Raw genomic sequence first — 16,133 nt, 5'->3', positions numbered from 1 at the left:
GGGTACGTACGGTGCCTACTACTGGCGAGAAAATAAGTAGCTGGGTCGAGGAAATGGCGGGACTCTCCTCGAAGTTTTCGAGGGGCTTTGAGGTGTGGTACGGATACGAGCCGGACGCGAACGAGTTGATGCTGACATCACTAGCCGAGTCTGATGCCCGCCGGGCTCTCTCGGCCATGGGGGCTCCTGGCGATCTGCTGAAATTCTATGAGCGGGTACTCCGGATATCGTGGCCCGATGTTGGTAATGGATTCTTTGTGAATTCCGCTGAAGAGGTCGTTGCTGGGCGCGGAGACTGGCAGCCGGCCGAGGTGATTGGGGCCGTTACTGACTCGGTCATCGTGTTCGCGTCTGACGGCGGGGGTGGCCTGTACGCCCTGACGTCCACCGACGGAAAGGTGTACCGACTGTTTGGCGGGTCTCTCGTCGGTGCCACCTACGACGTTGATGAATCGGGCGTGGGGCTAATTGCAGTCGACTTCTGGGAGTTCCTGGAATATCTGCGAAAGCAATTGTTGCTCGCCATGACCGCACAGATCCCTGAATGCTGATGCAGAGGAAGTCAGGCGCCACGCCCTGGGTCGTTACCCCGCAATAGGTGGAAAGTTCGGCAGTGGAGCTTGTCGACGCTTTCCGGCAAGCGGGAGCGGACCAGTGACTCGGCCAGGCCTTCCCAGCCGTGACCGTGGCTTTCGGCATTGTGCCCCTCGAAGACGTCAGCGACCTGCTCCATGTCGATTTCGAATAGGTAGAGGCAGTGGGAGGGCTCGGATTCGCGGCCCTCGTCCAGGTGGAACGGTGCCAGGGCTGATGGTTCGCTCATGCGGCGATGGTATTGATGGCCGTGTTCCGACGCTGCGCCCTGGTGCACGGTCGGTGTGCAGAGGCTTTGGGCTGGAGCTGCCATCGGGCGAGAGACATCTCATGTCGTTGCGGGTCAAGTCTGAGCGTCAGACTGCCGGGGTTGGCGAGGTGGCGAAGGCTCGGTTGGGGTCGTACTTCGTGTGCCTCGCCGGGCTGCAGGGTTCCGTCTGCCTCTCCGACGGCGTACCAAAAGTCGTAGTCGAGCATCACTACGCGGACTGTCGTGGGCACCGTGCCGTCATACAACCACGCACCCGTCGCCACGACTGACCCCATGCGATCATCCTAAACGCGGCCGGATCGGTCGCCGGCGGCCGTTTCGAAGGCTGCGCGCACAGCTCTTGTGGAAGTGGAGCAGCAGGTCTCTCACGTGGGCGTCTCTCCTGGCCGACCATCGTGACCTGAGGGCACACCATCAGCCTCGGTTGTCGTCTGTCAACGTCGGCCTGCCTCGGACGGCCCAGGGGCGGCCCGACGCGGCTCAATACCGGAAGCGTGCGGTATCGCCGTCGATCCGCAGCAGAAGTCTCTGATGACTTCGCCCCACTTTCGGGCACCAATTGGGTCTGATGCCTGTCCCGCAAGTCGCGATCCGGGGATGCTGGCTTGTCGGTGCTCGGACCTAGTATGCGAAGCATGACGCGGTATGTTGATGAGGATCTCCACGGTGTGGAGTTCCGCGAGTGCGATTTGACCGGGGCACGCCTGATCGGCGTCGTCATGCAGGATGCCGTGATCGACGGGCTCGTCACCAACCTTGTGGTGAACGGTGTCGAGGTCACCGAGTACGTCGAGGCAGAGCTCGACCGGCGTCATCCGGTGCGGGTGCTGATCCGCTCGGAGGACCCTGCTGATCTGCGCGAGGCATCGCGTCAGCTCCATGCGGGCTGGGCCGCCACGATCGAGAGAATCCGCCGTACGCCCGGCATCGAGCGCCGCAGCGTGAACGACGAGTGGTCGGCGGTGGAGACGATGCGCCACCTGGTCTTCGTCCACGACTCGTGGTTCCGCCGCTGCTGCCTGGGCTCGACGGAGCTGTTCACGCCGATGGGCATCGGGCCGACCGTTGAGCCCTACCGTGAAGCGCACGGGCTCGACCTCTCGCTCGATCCGGGCCTCGACGAAATCGTGAGCGTGCGCGAGGCGCAGGCCGCCGAGCTCGACGCCTGGCTCGACGAGGTCACCGCTGTCCAGCTCGCAGCGCGAGCGCCGGTGCCCGACGACGATGTCTGGCCGCCTTACGCCCGGGGCCGTTTGGTGCGGCAGTGCCTCCGCACGGTGCTCAACGAGACCTTCGAGCACCACGGCTTCTGCGTCCGTGACCTCGACCTGATCGAGGCACAGGACGCTGAGTAGGGCCGGGTGTGAACTCGGCCGGCGGCTTCTTGGCCACGGCGGGGTGTACCTGGCGGCAACTGCCGCCTGGGTCTGACCCGTCCGGGCCGACCGCACGCCGGAGGTTCACCGAGTGGAGCCGAGCCCGGGTATGGGGGGACCGGTCAGCCCCTCTCCATCGGAGTCTCCGCAGCCAACACCCGCAACATCCAGGGGCTCGCCCCCTGTGCCCGGCATACCGCCCATCTGCTCACACCGTGGATCGCGGCTGCGAAAATCCGTCAAGCCCCATGGCGCGGTATGACCGCGCGCTGCGGATCAGGTCAGGGGGCCCGCGATGCCGCTCATCAGCTGATCGAACATCCCCCGCCAACAGGCGGGCACTACGCTGTGACTCGCGGCATCCGCTTGATCCTCAGTCGTCACGCACCGATGATCATTGCTGGCCCCACCGCCTGTTCGTCGAGCTCACCAGCAAGATCACCGTCAACGGCTGGAGTACTGATGACCGACTTGCGGCAGGCTCACGATGCCGCTCGCGCGATCGCGGTAGCGACCCTCGGACGTGACCCCGGTGTCATGACCACCGCTGAGAGCAGCTCCCATCACGTGTTTGTCGGCTCGGACGTCGTCGTGAAGATCATCGATGCCGACGGCCACGCGCGACTGAACCGGGAGATCACGCTCGCGCCCCACCTGCCACTAGGCCTGACGGCCCCTCTGCTCGGCAGCGGGTTTCATCACCTGGGGACTCGGGACGTTCGCTACGCCTGCTATGCCCGCATGCCGGGGGCGGCTCCCGGTATGGGCATGCCCGGTGTCGACGGTGTGACCGCGCGTCTTTTGGCGGAGGAGGCAGTCCAGCGGCTCGACGCACTGCACAGCTGGATGCCCACGGCCCACGTCGAACGCACGCTCAGAGAATCTCTCGACCACGGCGGGTTCACCAGCCGGGCCGCGCTCTTTGCCGAGGTTGAGAGCCTCGCCGCCCTCGACCAGCACGGAACCGTGCCTCGCCGTCTGCTCGACGGCCTGACGGCGATCGCGGAGCGGGCACCGCTGCATGCACGAGCAGTTGTTCCGGTTCACGCGGACTGTCACTGGGGCAACTGGCTCGCGTGCGACCAAAGCGTGACGGCCCTGCTGGACTTCGAATGGGCCCGCTTCGGCGAACCGGTCGATGACTGGTTCTTCCTGGCCCGATTCAGCGGGCCGCACATGGAGACCGTACTCGACGTCATCGCCCGCGCGACGACGACCTCTCCGGAGACTCTTCGAGCAGGATGCGAGGTCCGTGAGGCGAGCTACCTCGCTTCCGACCTCCGTACCGCGATCGAACACCCTGGTGCCTCCGCGCAGATGGCTGCTGCGAGGCTCCGTGAACTCGAGGAGCTCGTCGTCGGACGCTACTGGTGGCGACACACCCAGTGATACCAGCTGTGGCGAGGACTGAACGTCGGCCCATGCCACTGACCGCGCGTGTGCGAGCACGGTGTCGACTTTGCAGGTGTCAGAGGGGGTATCGCCGCCCCGGCTCCGGCCCCTGGCAGGATCGGGGCATGGAGGTCATCCCCGGACGTGGTGTCGACCTCGTCAAAATCGGCGAGCACCGTTCGCGAGTCGAGGAGCGCGTCGGGCTGCCGCATCACGGGCCCGGCGGCGAGCGCGCGGTCTGCAACACCTCGCCAATGCTGGTGATCACCTATGCGGCGGACGGCACGGTCGAACTCGTTGAGATCAGTCATGGCGGCGGGGGCGGGGATGCCGAAGCCGAGTTCGACGGAGTCCAGCTGACCTACCGCTTTCTCGATGATGTCGTCTCTGAACTCCATGCCCGCGGGTACACCAGCACCCGCTCCGACATCGGTCACGACTTCCATGCCGGCTTCGCGGTGTGGTCCATGGACTCACTGTGGGCAGGCGACCTCGATCCAACAGCCGGCGAGGACGATGAACGTGCCATTTCAGAGGGCGTGTCCGTAGCGCCGTACTCCTACTTCCGTGGGAATGAGACGTAGTTCCGAGCGTTACGCATGCCGCTGGGCGGCGGATCCGGGCCCGTACAGCTCTGGGCGACTCGGGCAGGACGCGGCGGCTTCGGGCAACGGCACCCCAGCGATCGACGCCGTCGAGCACGCCGGCTCGTTCCTCCGGCTGTGGGCCGACAGCGCCGATGAGCGGCCCATCGAAATTCCCGCCGTTGAGCTGCTGGGCATGCTTCAGACCGTGCACACCGAGCTGAGCGGCTTCCTCGCTCTCGTCGAGCTGTGGGCGGATCGGTACGTCCCTGCACTCGCCCCAGCGCTTGTGGGCAAGCTCGCGGAGGATCTGGACATCGGCGCCCCGCTGGGCTGAGCCCACGCCCCGGCTGACCGCGACGGCCGAGGGGGTGTGCTCCAACCGGCCGGAGCACACCCCCCCCTGTACCGCCGACGACCTACGGGATCCGTACCGTCACGGACTTCCCCGGCTTGACGGTGAGCTGCTTGCGGAAGGCGCCCGCGCGCAGTTCGGTCGTGGTTCCGCCGGTGCTGCGGACGGTCGCCTCGGTCACCTTGCCGTTGCGCCAGGCGAGGTCCACCTCGAAGCCGCCGCGGGCGCCCACTCCGGTCACCGAACCCTTCGCCGCCCAGGCGTCGGGAAGTGCGGGCAGCAGCTCGATGACGCCCGGTCGCGAGTAGAGGATCATCTCCAGCGCGGCGGTGGCACCGCCCAGGTTCGCGTCGATCTGGAAGATCGTGTAGCTGCCCTGGCTGTACATGTCGAACCAGTTGGCCGAGGTGCCGTTGCTGTTGGTGATGGACGGCCGCAGCACGGTCAGATAGAGCTGGTAGGCCTTCTCGGCGTCCTTCAGCCGCGACCAGCACAGCGAACGCCACGCGCACGCCCAGCCGTAACTGTCCATGCCGCGGGCCGTGAGCAGCGCCCGCACCCCGTCGAGCAGCGCCGGCGAAGCGGTGTCGGAGGCGATCCGGTCGCCCGGGTAGAAGCCGATGAGCGGGGACAGGTGACGGTGCGTGACCTCGCCGAGGTTGTCGGGGGTCATCCATTCCTCGAGCCAGCCGGTCTTCGGGCTCACCCGGGGCAGGTAGAGCCTGGCCTGCATCGCGTCCAGCTCGGCGGCCATCCCGGTGTCCCGGTCGAGTACGCGGGAGGCGGTCTTGAACTCCTCGAAGAGCTCCCACGCCAGTTCCTGGCCGTAGGTGTTGCCCTTCCCGTCCGGGCCGTGCTCGGGCGACCAGGAGGTGTCGTCGATCAGGACCTCGTGCGACGTCCCGTCCTCGTCCTTGACGGTGGTCGTGATCAGCCGCGCCTGCCAGAACTCGGCCGCGCCCTTGAGGACCGGGTAGATCAGCTCCAGGTACTCCCGGTCCTGGCTGTACTCGTAGTGCCGCCACAGCGAGTTGCACAGCCAGGCGTTGCCTGAGGGGTGCCAGGCCCAGCCGCTGCCGCCGTGGATGTTGGTGGAGAACGCGACCGCCCACCCGGCGATCTTCCCCGAGCTGTTGCGGAACCGGTTGCGGTCGCTGTTGAACAACCGCTTGGTGACGTCGGTCCAGACGGGCAGCTGGGACACGCAGTACCGGGCGAGGGCGAGGGAGTTCTCGCCGAGGCCCGCCGGGTCGGCGAGCCAGTAGTTCATCTGGATGTTGATGTCGGTGTGGTAGTCGGCGTACCAGTCCGGGTTGTTGTTGTGCACCCAGATGCCCTGCAGGTTCATCGGCAGCCAGTCGCGGGAGCCGGTGATCGTCAGGTAGCGGCCGTACTGGACGTACGCGGCCTCCAGTTCCGGGTCGGGCGTCGTCGCGTCGGTGTACCTGACGGCGATGCGCGACCACGAGTCCAGGGAGCGCTGCAGCGCCGACGACTCGCCCAGGTCGATGGCGAACCGGTTGTAGAGCCGCTGGTAGTCGGCGACGTGCGTCCGCAGCAGCGCGTTGCCGGAGACCTTAGCCGCGGCGGCGACCTTGGCGCGGGCCACGGCCAGGGGATCGGTGCCCGGCTCGCGGAAGTCCTTCGCGGCGTCGGGGGAGTAGTCCGTGCCGCCGCACACCACGATCAGCAGCTCACGGCAGCCGGCGAAGGACAGCTTGTCGCCGTCCACACTGACCCGGCCCGTGGAACTGACCGCGGTCACCGCGGCGGCGTAGCGCAGGCCGTTCTTCAGCGCGCCATTGAAGGCGAGTTGCCCGCTGCCGCCCGTGGTGGTCTCGCCGTGGGTGCCGGCCAAGGAGACGGTACCGGTGTGCGGGCCGCCGGAGAGGCGGATGACGACCACGTCGTCCGGGTGGCTGGCGTAGACCTCGCGGCGGTGGACGCTGCCGTTGTGGAGGTACGTCGCCGAGACCACGCCGTTGCTCAGGTCGAGCTGCCGGCGGTACTTGGTGACCGCGTCACCGGAGTGGCCGGGCAGCGCGATCCGGAGCTTGGCGAGCAGGCCGAAGCTGCCGAAGTCGTCTGGACCGTACGGGAGTTGCCCGTCGTCGGTCGGGGTGTCGTTGGCGCCGCCGGACCAGAACGCGCCGTCGGTCAGGTAGAGGAAGTCGTCCGCCGGGTCGCAGCCGGTCAGCGCGCCCAGCCGGCCGTTGCCGACCGGCAGGCCCTCCTGGATGATCCGTCCCTCGTTGGCGGGCGTGCGGTACCAGAGCGTCGTGGCCTGGCCGTCGGGAACGAGGTCCACGCTGGTCGGGCGGGCGGGGGCGGCGTGTGCGGCGAACGGGGAGAGGCCGCCCGACAGGGCGATACCTCCGCTGGTGACGCCGGCGATGCGGAGGAAGTCGCGGCGGGAGGAAGCGGACACGGCAAGGGGTCCTTTCCAGGGGTTGCGGGGAGCCCACGAGAAGTATTCATAAATAATCAACTTGCCTTGGGCACGTCAACGCCTGGAGGCCAAATTAGTCCGACCTTTCTTGCGATGGGTGCGGGTATTGTCCCTATTTAGTCCGTGATTTCGGCACGATAGGCCCAGTGTCGGGGCGCTCTCGCGGGAGTAGATCGGATGTCTGCAGTGTGTGGTGCCGAGTGCGGCTACTCCGGGACGATGCAGAGGTCGGCGGTCAGCGCCGCGCGCGCCCATTCCTCCCAGGCCCCGGGGGACCAGCCCCGGTCGCGCACGAAGATCAGGTACAGCTCGGGGCTGAGCAGCCCGTACAGCAGGTCGGCGGCGCGGGCCGCATCGATGCCGGGGCGGACGTCGGGCTTGGCGACCAGCGCCTCCGCGGCGGCGTACTGGACGGTGTACCGCGGATCCGGGTCGGCGGCCCACTCCGCGGCGATCTGCGGGTCGGTGGCCGCGGCGGCCGCGATCAGCGGCATGATCGGGCCGACCCGGCCGAGGATCCCGCCGACGCCCTGTACGTGGGCGCGCAGTTGGCCGACGGCGGTGGGCTCGGCGCATGCCGCGCGGAACCAGGGCCGGTCCATCGTGGCGACCGGTTCCGCATCGCCGGCGATGGACGTGTCGACGACGTCCTTGAACAGCGCGCGCTTGTTTCGGAACACGAAGTAGACGGTCTGCACGGCCACCCCTGCGTGGTCGGCGACCTCCTGAAGGCTCGTCGCCCCGTACCCCTGCGCGACGAACAACTCCCGCGCCGCCGCGACGATCCTCTCGCGGGTGCGCCGCGAGCGTTCGGCCCGCTTGTCGGGGAGTTTGACGGTGCGTTGGCCGGAACCCTTGACCGCGTCCATGGGGGAAGTCTATCTCTAGAGTCAGTCACTAGAGTTGGACTCTAGATTTCTGGAGGGCAGTCGTGAGCGAGCCTCGGACCGCTGCGGAACTCGACCAAGAGGCGGCCCTGCGCCGCGCGTTGGAGGACTACTACCGGGACGGCAAACCACCGTGGGACAGCGGTGTCACGCCGCCCGAACTGATCGCCCTCGTGGAGGGCCCGGACGCGGTCCCGCCCGGCCGCGCCCTCGAACTCGGCTGCGGCACCGGGACCAACGCGGTGTACCTGGCCCGGCACGGCTGGCACGTCGCGGCCGTCGACCTGGTCGACCGCGCCGTCCGGCAGGCCCGTGAGAAGGCCGACGCGGCGGGGGTGGACATCGCGGTGCTGTGCGGGGACGCCACCCGGCTCGACGAGGTGGGCGTGCCCGGTCCGTACGACCTCTTCTTCGACCTGAGCTGCTACTGCGGCATCCCCCCGCACCGCCGCGACGCCTACGCGGACGGCCTCACGAAGCGGGCCGCGGAGGGAGCGCGCCTGCTGATGTTCGGCTACGGCCCCGGAGCCCTGGACGACCCGGTCCCCGGCGTCACCGCGGACGAACTCAGCACCAGGTTCGCCGGGTGGCACCTGACCGACGTGACCCCCGGCACGAACCCCTTCCCGACGTTCTGGTTCACGCTGCGCCGCACTTCCGCACAGGCGTGAGGGCCGCCGTGCCCCCGCGCGGCAGGCGTCGCTGACGCGGCCGGATCCGCCCGCCCGGCGGATCCGGCCGGCCGTGGCCGCGTCACACACCGGCGCTTCGGGCCTGACCGGGGGCGCTCTGCGTGAGGGCTCAGTCGGCCGCGTTGTAGCGCTGGAGGTGGTCGGCGAGCTGCTGCACGTCCGTGTCGTCCCAGTCGGCGAAGCGTCCGGCGAAGGCCTGCCGGCGTCGTTCATTGGCCTCGGCCAGCAGGCGCAGGCCCTGTTCGGAGGGGTGGAGGATCTGTCCGCGCTGGTCGTTCGGGTCGGCGGCGCGCACGATCAGGCCGGCGCGCTCCAGCACCGCGGTCTGGCGGCTGACGGTGGACTTGTCGAGCAGGAAGTGGCAGGCCAGGTCGGTGCCGCGGCAGCCGCCGCGCTCCGTCATGTAGTCGAGCATGCCGTACGCCACCAGTGACAGTTCGGGGTGGATCTGCGCGGCGCGCGTGCGGGCGCGGCGGGCGAACGCGGTGAGTTCGCGCTGGATCGTGTCGATGGCGTTCTCGCGTGCGGGCATCCGGGCCTCCTCCATATAGATGTACTATACAAGAAAGAAGGTTGCATTTACCAATCACATCGAGAGGTATGTTCCCCATGACCGCATCCTCGGCCGCCGCCGCTTCGGGAGGGGCCCACGCTCACGCGGCCCCCCGTCTGCGCCACAGCGTGGGGCGCATAGCCCTCCACCTGGTGACCCCGCTGCTGATGTGCCTGGGCATGGGCCTCGCCTACCTGGGTGCCTTTCACGCCCCCGAGCCGCACGGGATGAAGGTGGCGGTTGTCGGGACCGGACCGCGCGCGCAGGTCCTCGCGCAGACCCTCAAGGACAAGGCCGGCGACGCGCTGGACGTCACGACCGTCCCCACGCGTGGCGCCGCCGTGCACCAGCTGATGGACCGCGACCTGGCCGGTGCCTACCTGCCGTCCGCGGACCATCCGCGCCTGCTGGTCGCCAAGGCCAACTCCGACACCACCGCGACGGCCGCCGAGACCGTCTTCCGCCTGGTGGCCGACCGCACGGGTACCGCCCTGGACGTCACGGACGTCGCGCCCACCTCGCACGGCGACCCGACAGGGCAGGGCCTCTTCTTCGTCCTGGTCACCATCAGCATCGGCTCCTACGCCAGCGTGGCCGCGATCGGCGCGGCCGGCGCCGCGCTGCGGCTGTGGACCCGCGCCGCCATCGGCCTGGCGACCTCACTGGTGGTGAGCGTCATCGGCACCGTGCTCGCGGGGCCGGTGTTCGACATCGTCGATCACGACCTCGCCGCCGTGTGGGCCATGGCCTGGCTCTACTCGGCGGGCATCATCGCCATCGGTGTCGGCCTGCACACCTTCCTCAAGCGGTGGACCACCCTGACGATGATGACCCTCTTCGTCATGCTCAACTTCACCACCTCGGGCGGCATCTTCCGCCCCGAACTCCAGAACGGCTTCTTCGGCGCCCTCCACGCCTTCTGGAACGGCGCGGGCTTCGTCGAGGGCGTCCGCAGCATCCTCTACTTCCCCTCCGGCGCCGGCCTGGCCGGCCGGGTCACCTCGCTGGTCCTCTGGCTCGGTGCCGGACTCATCGCCCTGGCCGCTGCGGACGCGGCGGAACGACGCACCCGCCGGGCCGGTGCGCCGCCCGCCGCGCTGCCCCCGGTGGAACGGGAGGCCGAGGAGGAGATCGGCGAGGCCGTGGCCGTCTGACGCCCGGACCCCGACCCCGGCCACTGCCTGCGCCGCCGGTCAGGACAGGATCTCGACGAACCCGTCGGTCCCGTGCACGCGGATCCGCTGCCCGTCCCGGATCAGCCGGGTGGCGCTCTCCACGCCCACGACGGCCGGCAGGCCGTACTCCCGGGCGATCACCGCGCCGTGCGTCATCAGGCCGCCCACCTCCGTCACCAGGCCCGCGATGCCGACGAACAGCGGCGACCAGCTCGGGTCCGTGAACGTGGTGACCAGGATGTCGCCCGCCGCGAGGTCGGCGTCCCCGATGTCGAGGACGACACGGGCCCTGCCCTCGACGGTCCCGGCCGACACCGGCAGACCGGTGAGGGCGCCGGCCGGCACGTCGTCGCGCCGGTAGGCCCCGTTCAGGGCCTCACCGTCCGAGGTGAGCACCCGGGGCGGTGTGAGCGCGGCGTACGAGCGGAACGCCTCCTTGCGCTGCCGGATGAGCCCGCCGTCCACCCGCCGGGAGCGCACCGCCTCGTGGAACTCCTGGAACGTCAGGTGGAAGACGTCCTCCTGCTCCGGCAGCACACCGTCCCGCACGAGGCGCTCGGCCTCGCCCATCAGGGCCCGCTTGTAGACGAAGTAGCGGCTGACGATGCCGTACTTCGGGTACTCCCGGTAGCCGATGAAGGTACGGACCCGGTCGATCATCCACTTCGCCTCGCCGGCCTTCCGCTCCCCGTCCGGCAGGGCCCGCAGACGCGACAGCACGTCCCGTTCCTTCTCCTCCGCCTTCCGTCGCCCCTCCTCGAAGCGCCGCCCGGCCGCGCCGGGCCCGGAGTTCCTGACGTTGTCGAGGATCACGGGCACGAGCGCGGTGGGGCGTTCGCGCCACCGCGGCCTGGTGATGTCGATCTCGCCGACGCAGCGCATGCCGTACCGGTCGAGGTAGGCCTCGATGGCGTCGCGCGCCTCCGTCCCGCCGGGGACCTTGGGCAGTTCGTCCAGGAAGCCCTCGTCCAAGGCGCCCTGGAGGAACGCCACCACCTCGGCGCGCGGGCGGACGACGTCCGCGACGTCGAGCAGCGCCAGCCCCATCTCCGACGTGATGTTGTCGGGGGCGGACAGTGTGAGCGTGTCGGCCGCGTTCTTCTCGCCCAGCCACTCCCGCAGCCTGTCGTTGAGCCACCAGGTGGCCTCCATCCCCGCCATGATCGCCTGCATGCTCAAGGGATCACCGAGGGCCCGCTTGTGCTCGGCGAAGGCCTCCAGCAGGAAGTCGAACAGCGCCGGACCGGTCTTCGCCCGGATGTCGCGCTCCAGGGCGGCGACCGACGCCCGGCTGCGCTCGATCAGCTCGGTGACGACGGCCGGATCGTTCCCGATCGGCTCGGGCGCGCCCCCGGCCGGCGGCCCGCCGGGAGCCGGGGCCGGGTCCGGGAGCGACGGGACGAAGTCGCCCCGGTCGAGGACGGTTTCCAGTGCATCCCTGACCAGGGGATCCCCCTTCCCCATGATGTCCAGGAGGGCGGCGCGGCTCGCGGGGGAGGCCAGGCGCCGGGTGGCGTCGACGAACAGCCTCCCGCCGGCCTCGTGCATCGGCGCCATGGCCGTCAGCTGCCACATGGAGTACCCCAGGGCCTTCATGGGGTCGGTCATCATCTGCTGGTGGCCGACGGAGACGTAGACATGGTTCTCCTCGTCGCCGGCTTCCGGAACGGGGAACAGCGTCGTGATCGGCCGGCTCTGGACGATCCGGAAGCCGTCGTCGACCAGGCACCACTCGATGTCCTGCGGGCGGCCGAAGTGGGTCTCGATCCGCCGCCCGAGCTCCACGAGCCGCACCACTTGCGCGTCCGTCAGCGCCGGCTGCTCCCGCCGCCGCGCGTCGATCGCGACTTCCCGCGTACCGCCCGCCGGAAGGGGCTGCACGACACGCTCCTTGGCGGCGATCGTCCTGGCGACGACCTCGCCGTTCCGTACCGTGAAGACGTCCGGGTCGACCAGTCCGGAGACCAGGGCCTCCCCGAGACCGAAGCCCGCGTCCACGGTAGCGGCCTTCCGGTTGCCGGTGACGGGATCGGCTGTGAACAGAACGCCGGCCGCATCCGGGAAGACCATCCGCTGCACCACCACGGCCATGTGGACCGTGCGGTGGTCGATGCCGTTGCGCCGGCGGTAGGTCACGGCCCGCTCGGTGAACAGCGAGGCCCAGCAGCGGCTGACGTGCCGCAGGATCTCCGCCGGCCCCACGACGTTCAGATACGTGTCCTGCTGGCCGGCGAAGGAGGCCGTCGGCAGGTCCTCCGCCGTCGCACTGGACCGGACGGCGTACGCGGCCCGCTCACCCAGCCCGGCGACCACGCCGGTGATCGCCGCCGCGAGACCGTCCGGGACGGCGGTCTCCTCGACGGCCCGGCGGATCGCCGCGCTGAGCGTCCTGATCGCCGCCCGGTCGTCCGGGTCCACGCGCGACAGCTCGTCGAGCCGGTCGCCGAACGACGGTACGTCCGCCATGACCCGCCGGAAAGCGGCCGTTGTCACGCAGAAGCCGTCGGGCACGCGGACGCCCTCGATCCGCGACAGCCCGCCCAGGTGCGCTCCCTTGCCGCCGACGACCGCGACCTGCGTCTCGTCGACCTCCTGAAGCCCCAGCACGTACTCGTCCCTGCTTGCCTTGTCGCCCTGCTGATCCCGCACGCACCCTCATTTCCGCACGTTCTGACATCGGCCGACGATTCTGCGGCACGACCGGGGCCTTGCCGCAAGCCCCCCAGTGCGCTATAAGTTGAGAGTGGCAAGGAGAGCTCTCTCCTTGCCTTTGCTTTTGCCGCACCGTTCCGTGCCACTCCCGGACGGGCAGCCCCCCCCTGGCGGCACGAAGTTGCACCGCACCGGGGGCCGATTTAGCGTCGATTGACCGCCGGTACCGAGTGCGCGCACGAATCGCTCCGCGCTGCGGCGGACTCGCATGACCACACATCGGTCCCGGATTGGTGCAACGTGGGCGTTCGACGAGTGAAAAGCAATGAGCTGATCGCACTCATGGCGGCGTTGGTGGCCGTTCTGACGATCTCCGGCGTCGTGAGTTTCGCCGCCTGGAGCGGTGGTCCGGGCGGTCCCGGTGCCGCCGCCGAGCAGTGGCCGCAGGCGGCACCGCCCCCCGGCTTCCAGTCCAAGTACGCGACGGTGAACGGCTTCCGGATGCACTACGTGAAGGGCGGCAAGGGCTCACCGGTGGTGCTGATCCACGGCTTCCCCCAGACATGGGCCGAGTGGCGGCCGCAGATGGGCCCGCTCTCCGAGGACCACACCGTGATCGCCGTCGACCTGCGGGGCATCGGCGACTCCGGGATCCCCACGAGCGGCTACGGGACCGCCCGGATGGCCGACGACGTTCACCAGTTGCTGAAGCAGTTGGGGCTGAACGACGGCGTCCAGGTCGTCGGCCACGACGTCGGCCTGTACGTCGCCTACGCCTACGCGGCCCAGTGGCCGTCGGAGGTGCGCCGCATGGCGGTGCTGGAGGGTCACATCCCGGACCGGAGCATCTACAGCCTGCCGGCTCTGCCGGCCAGCCCGAAGACCCCGTCGGTCTGGCACTTCGGCTTCTTCCAGACGCCTCTCGCCGAGGAGCTCATCGCCGATCACGAGCGCACCTTCATCCAGGGCTTCATCGCGCAGCATCTGGTGGTCCGGTCCGCGTTCAGCCCGGCCGACTACGACTTCTACGCCCACTACCTGAAGCAGCCCGGCCGCACCGCGGCCTGGATGCGCGTGTGGCGCCGGCTCCGCGACGACGTCGCCCAGAACGAGAAGTTCGCGGCCCAGGGCAAACTCACGATGCCCGTCCTGGCGATCGGCGCCCAGGCATCGTTCGGCGACAGCATCGCGCAGCAGTGGCGGCAGTACGCCGCGAACGTCGAGGGACGCGTCGTCCCGGGTTCGGGGCACTGGGTGACCGAGGAGAAGCCGAGGGAAGTGACCGCCCTGCTGCGGGGCTTCCTGCAGAAGTAGCGTCCCCGGGGGCCGGAGCGGGCGGGCGCCGTTGCCGTACGCACGGTGCGCGCTCCGGGGAGCGGTGATCAGGCGCGGAGCCCGCTCGGGGTTGTGACGGCCTGACGGGCTCCGCGATGCGCACCGACAGCGACGATGACACCGGTGCGCTGCCTCCACTGAAGTCGACCAGGGGTGACGTGCCCACATGGCGCGGCGGGCCGCCCCGCGCTTTCACCCCATCGGCGGCACCTCGCGCCGCGCAGGCGCCGGAATCCCGGCACGCGTGGGGGCGGCTCCCTGCGGGGGCCGCCCCCAACGCGATGGACTCCGTGTACCGGCGGTCAGTGCCGGCCGATGTCCTTGATCTTCTCCTTGGCCTCACGGGCGTCGCCGATGGCCTCCTCGGCGCGGCCCTCGGCCGTCAGCCGTTCGTTGCCCACGGCCTCACCGGCGGTCTTCTTGACCTTGCCGACGGTCTGCTCGGTCTTGGCCCTGGCCTTCTCGTTGCCGGCCATGCTGTCACCTTCCCTGGCGTCGACGTCGTGTGCTGTGGGTTCGTCTGACCGCTGAAAGCCTCCGCAAACATGGGGAGATGGCGCTCGGAGGGGGGTGGGGGTCGCGGGCGGCCGTCCCTGACCCCTGCGGCGTAACCGGACCGCGCGCGTAGCGTGCCTGCGCCCGCGAGCACGCCCCGTGGGGAGAATCGGGTGGGGCCACGGAAGCGGCGCACTCGGGCGCCCGTGGGGGAGCACTCTCGCCGACCCGGTCTTGTCTGATCTTCAACCTGCCGGAAGGGACACGCATGACCGCCTACGGATACTTCCTCTCCTCCGAGGAGTTCACCCCAGCGGAACTGCTCGACCAGGCCCGCATGGCCGAGCAGGCCGGTTTTGAGGGGCTGGCCGTCTCCGACCACTTCCACCCGTGGAACGACGAGCAGGGGCAGAGCCCGTTCGTCTGGTCCATGATCGGAGCCCTGTCCCAGGTGACGTCGCTGCCGATCACCACACTGGTCACCTGCCCCACGGTCCGCGTGCATCCGGCGATCAACGCCCAGGCCGCCGCGACGGCGGCCGTGCTGACCGGTGGCCGGTTCCGCTTCGGCCTGGGGAGCGGTGAGGCCCTCAACGAGCACATCCTCGGCGGCGCCTGGCCCGAGGCCGCGGAGCGCCTCCAGATGCTCGAAGAGGCCGTACAGGTCATCAGGAAGCTCTCCACCGGGGAGCGCGTCACCCACCACGGCACGCACTACACCGTGCAGAACGCCCGCCTGTACACCCTCCCCGCGGAGCCGGTCCCGCTGTACGTCTCGGGCTTCGGGCCCGAGGCCGCGGCGCTGGCCGGCCGTATCGGGGACGGTTTCGTGACGATGACTCCCGACGCGACCCTGGTGGAGCAGTTCCGGCGGGCCGGCGGCGGGGGCAAGCCGGTCATCGGCGGACTGAAGGTGTGCTGGGACACCGACCGGGCGCGCGGGGTGAAGACCGCGCACCGGCTGTGGCCCAGCGAGCAGCTTCCGGGTGAACTGGCCCAGATCCTCCCCACCCCGGAGCACTTCGAGCAGGCGGCCGGCCTGGTCACCGAGGACATGGTCGCCGACGCGGTCGTCTGCGGCGATGCCACCGGGGACCATGTCGCAGCGGTCAGGGCCTACTCCGAGGCCGGTTTCGACGAGGTCTACGTCCAACAGATCGGCCCCGACCAGAAGCAGTTCTTCGACTTCTACCGCGCGGAGGTGCTTCCCCGGCTGCGGGACGGCATGTCCGTCGACTGACGCCGCGAGCCGTCCGCGCGCTCGCCGCGCGGATTGCCATGGCTGCCCGCAGGATGGAGCGAAGCCGGCAGCGCGGGCCCCTC

The 16,133-nt window shown here is 69.5% G+C and carries 15 protein-coding genes and 1 pseudogene; 10 read left to right on the top strand and 6 right to left on the bottom strand.

Annotation, left to right across the window (positions count from 1 at the left end):
• The first annotated feature begins 11 nt into the window (after positions 1-11).
• Complete coding sequence (locus tag ACIP64_RS36215; protein WP_401595606.1) at positions 12-551, top strand: hypothetical protein; 540 nt, start codon at positions 12-14, stop codon at positions 549-551.
• A gap of 11 nt (positions 552-562) precedes the next feature.
• Here the strand turns inward: ACIP64_RS36215 and ACIP64_RS36210 are convergent, their stop codons facing one another.
• Positions 563-823 (bottom strand): Imm51 family immunity protein, encoded by a 261-nt coding sequence (locus ACIP64_RS36210; RefSeq protein WP_401595604.1) that lies wholly within the window; start codon positions 821-823, stop codon positions 563-565.
• A 677-nt stretch (positions 824-1,500) separates the two neighbouring features.
• Between ACIP64_RS36210 and ACIP64_RS36205 the strand changes: the two genes are divergently transcribed.
• From ACIP64_RS36205 to ACIP64_RS36185, 5 genes and pseudogenes are all read left to right on the top strand, one after another.
• Complete coding sequence (locus ACIP64_RS36205; protein WP_401595601.1) at positions 1,501-2,220, top strand: DinB family protein; 720 nt, start codon at positions 1,501-1,503, stop codon at positions 2,218-2,220.
• 26 nt (positions 2,221-2,246) lie between these two features.
• Positions 2,247-2,494 (top strand): annotated as a pseudogene (locus ACIP64_RS36200) (transposase); the annotation flags it as partial.
• 209 nt (positions 2,495-2,703) lie between these two features.
• Complete coding sequence (locus ACIP64_RS36195; protein WP_401595599.1) at positions 2,704-3,630, top strand: phosphotransferase; 927 nt, start codon at positions 2,704-2,706, stop codon at positions 3,628-3,630.
• Positions 3,631-3,758: 128 nt separating this feature from the next.
• Entirely contained in the window at positions 3,759-4,217 is a 459-nt protein-coding gene (locus ACIP64_RS36190; protein ID WP_401595596.1) for a hypothetical protein, read from the top strand.
• On the top strand, positions 4,207-4,554 hold the full coding sequence (locus ACIP64_RS36185; RefSeq protein ID WP_401595593.1) for a hypothetical protein: 348 nt from the start codon (positions 4,207-4,209) through the stop codon (positions 4,552-4,554). The genes ACIP64_RS36190 and ACIP64_RS36185 overlap by 11 nt, the downstream gene beginning before the upstream one ends.
• 82 nt (positions 4,555-4,636) lie before the next feature.
• Here the strand turns inward: ACIP64_RS36185 and ACIP64_RS36180 are convergent, their stop codons facing one another.
• Complete coding sequence (locus tag ACIP64_RS36180) at positions 4,637-7,000, bottom strand: glycosyl hydrolase family 95 catalytic domain-containing protein (RefSeq protein WP_401595591.1); 2,364 nt, start codon at positions 6,998-7,000, stop codon at positions 4,637-4,639.
• Between the two features lie 227 nt (positions 7,001-7,227).
• Entirely contained in the window at positions 7,228-7,890 is a 663-nt protein-coding gene (locus ACIP64_RS36175) for a TetR/AcrR family transcriptional regulator (RefSeq protein ID WP_401595589.1), read from the bottom strand.
• A 62-nt stretch (positions 7,891-7,952) separates the two neighbouring features.
• Here ACIP64_RS36175 and ACIP64_RS36170 point away from each other — a divergent pair, with 62 nt between their 5' ends.
• Positions 7,953-8,579, top strand: a complete 627-nt coding sequence (locus ACIP64_RS36170) for a class I SAM-dependent methyltransferase (protein WP_401595587.1) — start codon at positions 7,953-7,955, stop codon at positions 8,577-8,579.
• Between the two features lie 130 nt (positions 8,580-8,709).
• Here the strand turns inward: ACIP64_RS36170 and ACIP64_RS36165 are convergent, their stop codons facing one another.
• Positions 8,710-9,132: a MarR family winged helix-turn-helix transcriptional regulator gene (locus ACIP64_RS36165; protein WP_401595584.1), complete on the bottom strand. Its 423-nt coding sequence runs from the start codon at positions 9,130-9,132 to the stop codon at positions 8,710-8,712.
• A gap of 77 nt (positions 9,133-9,209) precedes the next feature.
• Here ACIP64_RS36165 and ACIP64_RS36160 point away from each other — a divergent pair, with 77 nt between their 5' ends.
• The gene (locus tag ACIP64_RS36160) at positions 9,210-10,307 is read left to right on the top strand and encodes a hypothetical protein (protein ID WP_401595582.1); all 1,098 of its coding nucleotides are present in this window, start codon (positions 9,210-9,212) and stop codon (positions 10,305-10,307) included.
• A gap of 39 nt (positions 10,308-10,346) precedes the next feature.
• On the opposite strand, the gene rph is transcribed toward ACIP64_RS36160, so the two are convergent.
• Complete coding sequence (rph, locus tag ACIP64_RS36155; protein ID WP_401595580.1) at positions 10,347-12,977, bottom strand: rifamycin-inactivating phosphotransferase; 2,631 nt, start codon at positions 12,975-12,977, stop codon at positions 10,347-10,349.
• A 318-nt stretch (positions 12,978-13,295) separates the two neighbouring features.
• Here rph and ACIP64_RS36150 point away from each other — a divergent pair, with 318 nt between their 5' ends.
• Entirely contained in the window at positions 13,296-14,294 is a 999-nt protein-coding gene (locus ACIP64_RS36150) for an alpha/beta fold hydrolase (protein ID WP_401595578.1), read from the top strand.
• Between the two features lie 323 nt (positions 14,295-14,617).
• Here the strand turns inward: ACIP64_RS36150 and ACIP64_RS36145 are convergent, their stop codons facing one another.
• Positions 14,618-14,791 carry a CsbD family protein gene (locus ACIP64_RS36145; protein WP_360903657.1) on the bottom strand — a complete coding sequence of 58 codons (174 nt, stop codon included), beginning with the start codon at positions 14,789-14,791 and terminating at the stop codon, positions 14,618-14,620.
• A gap of 287 nt (positions 14,792-15,078) precedes the next feature.
• Here ACIP64_RS36145 and ACIP64_RS36140 point away from each other — a divergent pair, with 287 nt between their 5' ends.
• Positions 15,079-16,050: a TIGR03557 family F420-dependent LLM class oxidoreductase gene (locus ACIP64_RS36140; protein WP_401595574.1), complete on the top strand. Its 972-nt coding sequence runs from the start codon at positions 15,079-15,081 to the stop codon at positions 16,048-16,050.
• Positions 16,051-16,133 lie beyond the last annotated feature (83 nt).

This window comes from Streptomyces sp. NPDC088733, from assembly GCF_044751185.1.
GTDB lineage: Bacteria > Actinomycetota > Actinomycetes > Streptomycetales > Streptomycetaceae > Actinacidiphila.
The sequence above is the reverse complement of the archived record's forward strand: the minus strand, read 5'-3'. Positions and strand labels throughout refer to the sequence as shown.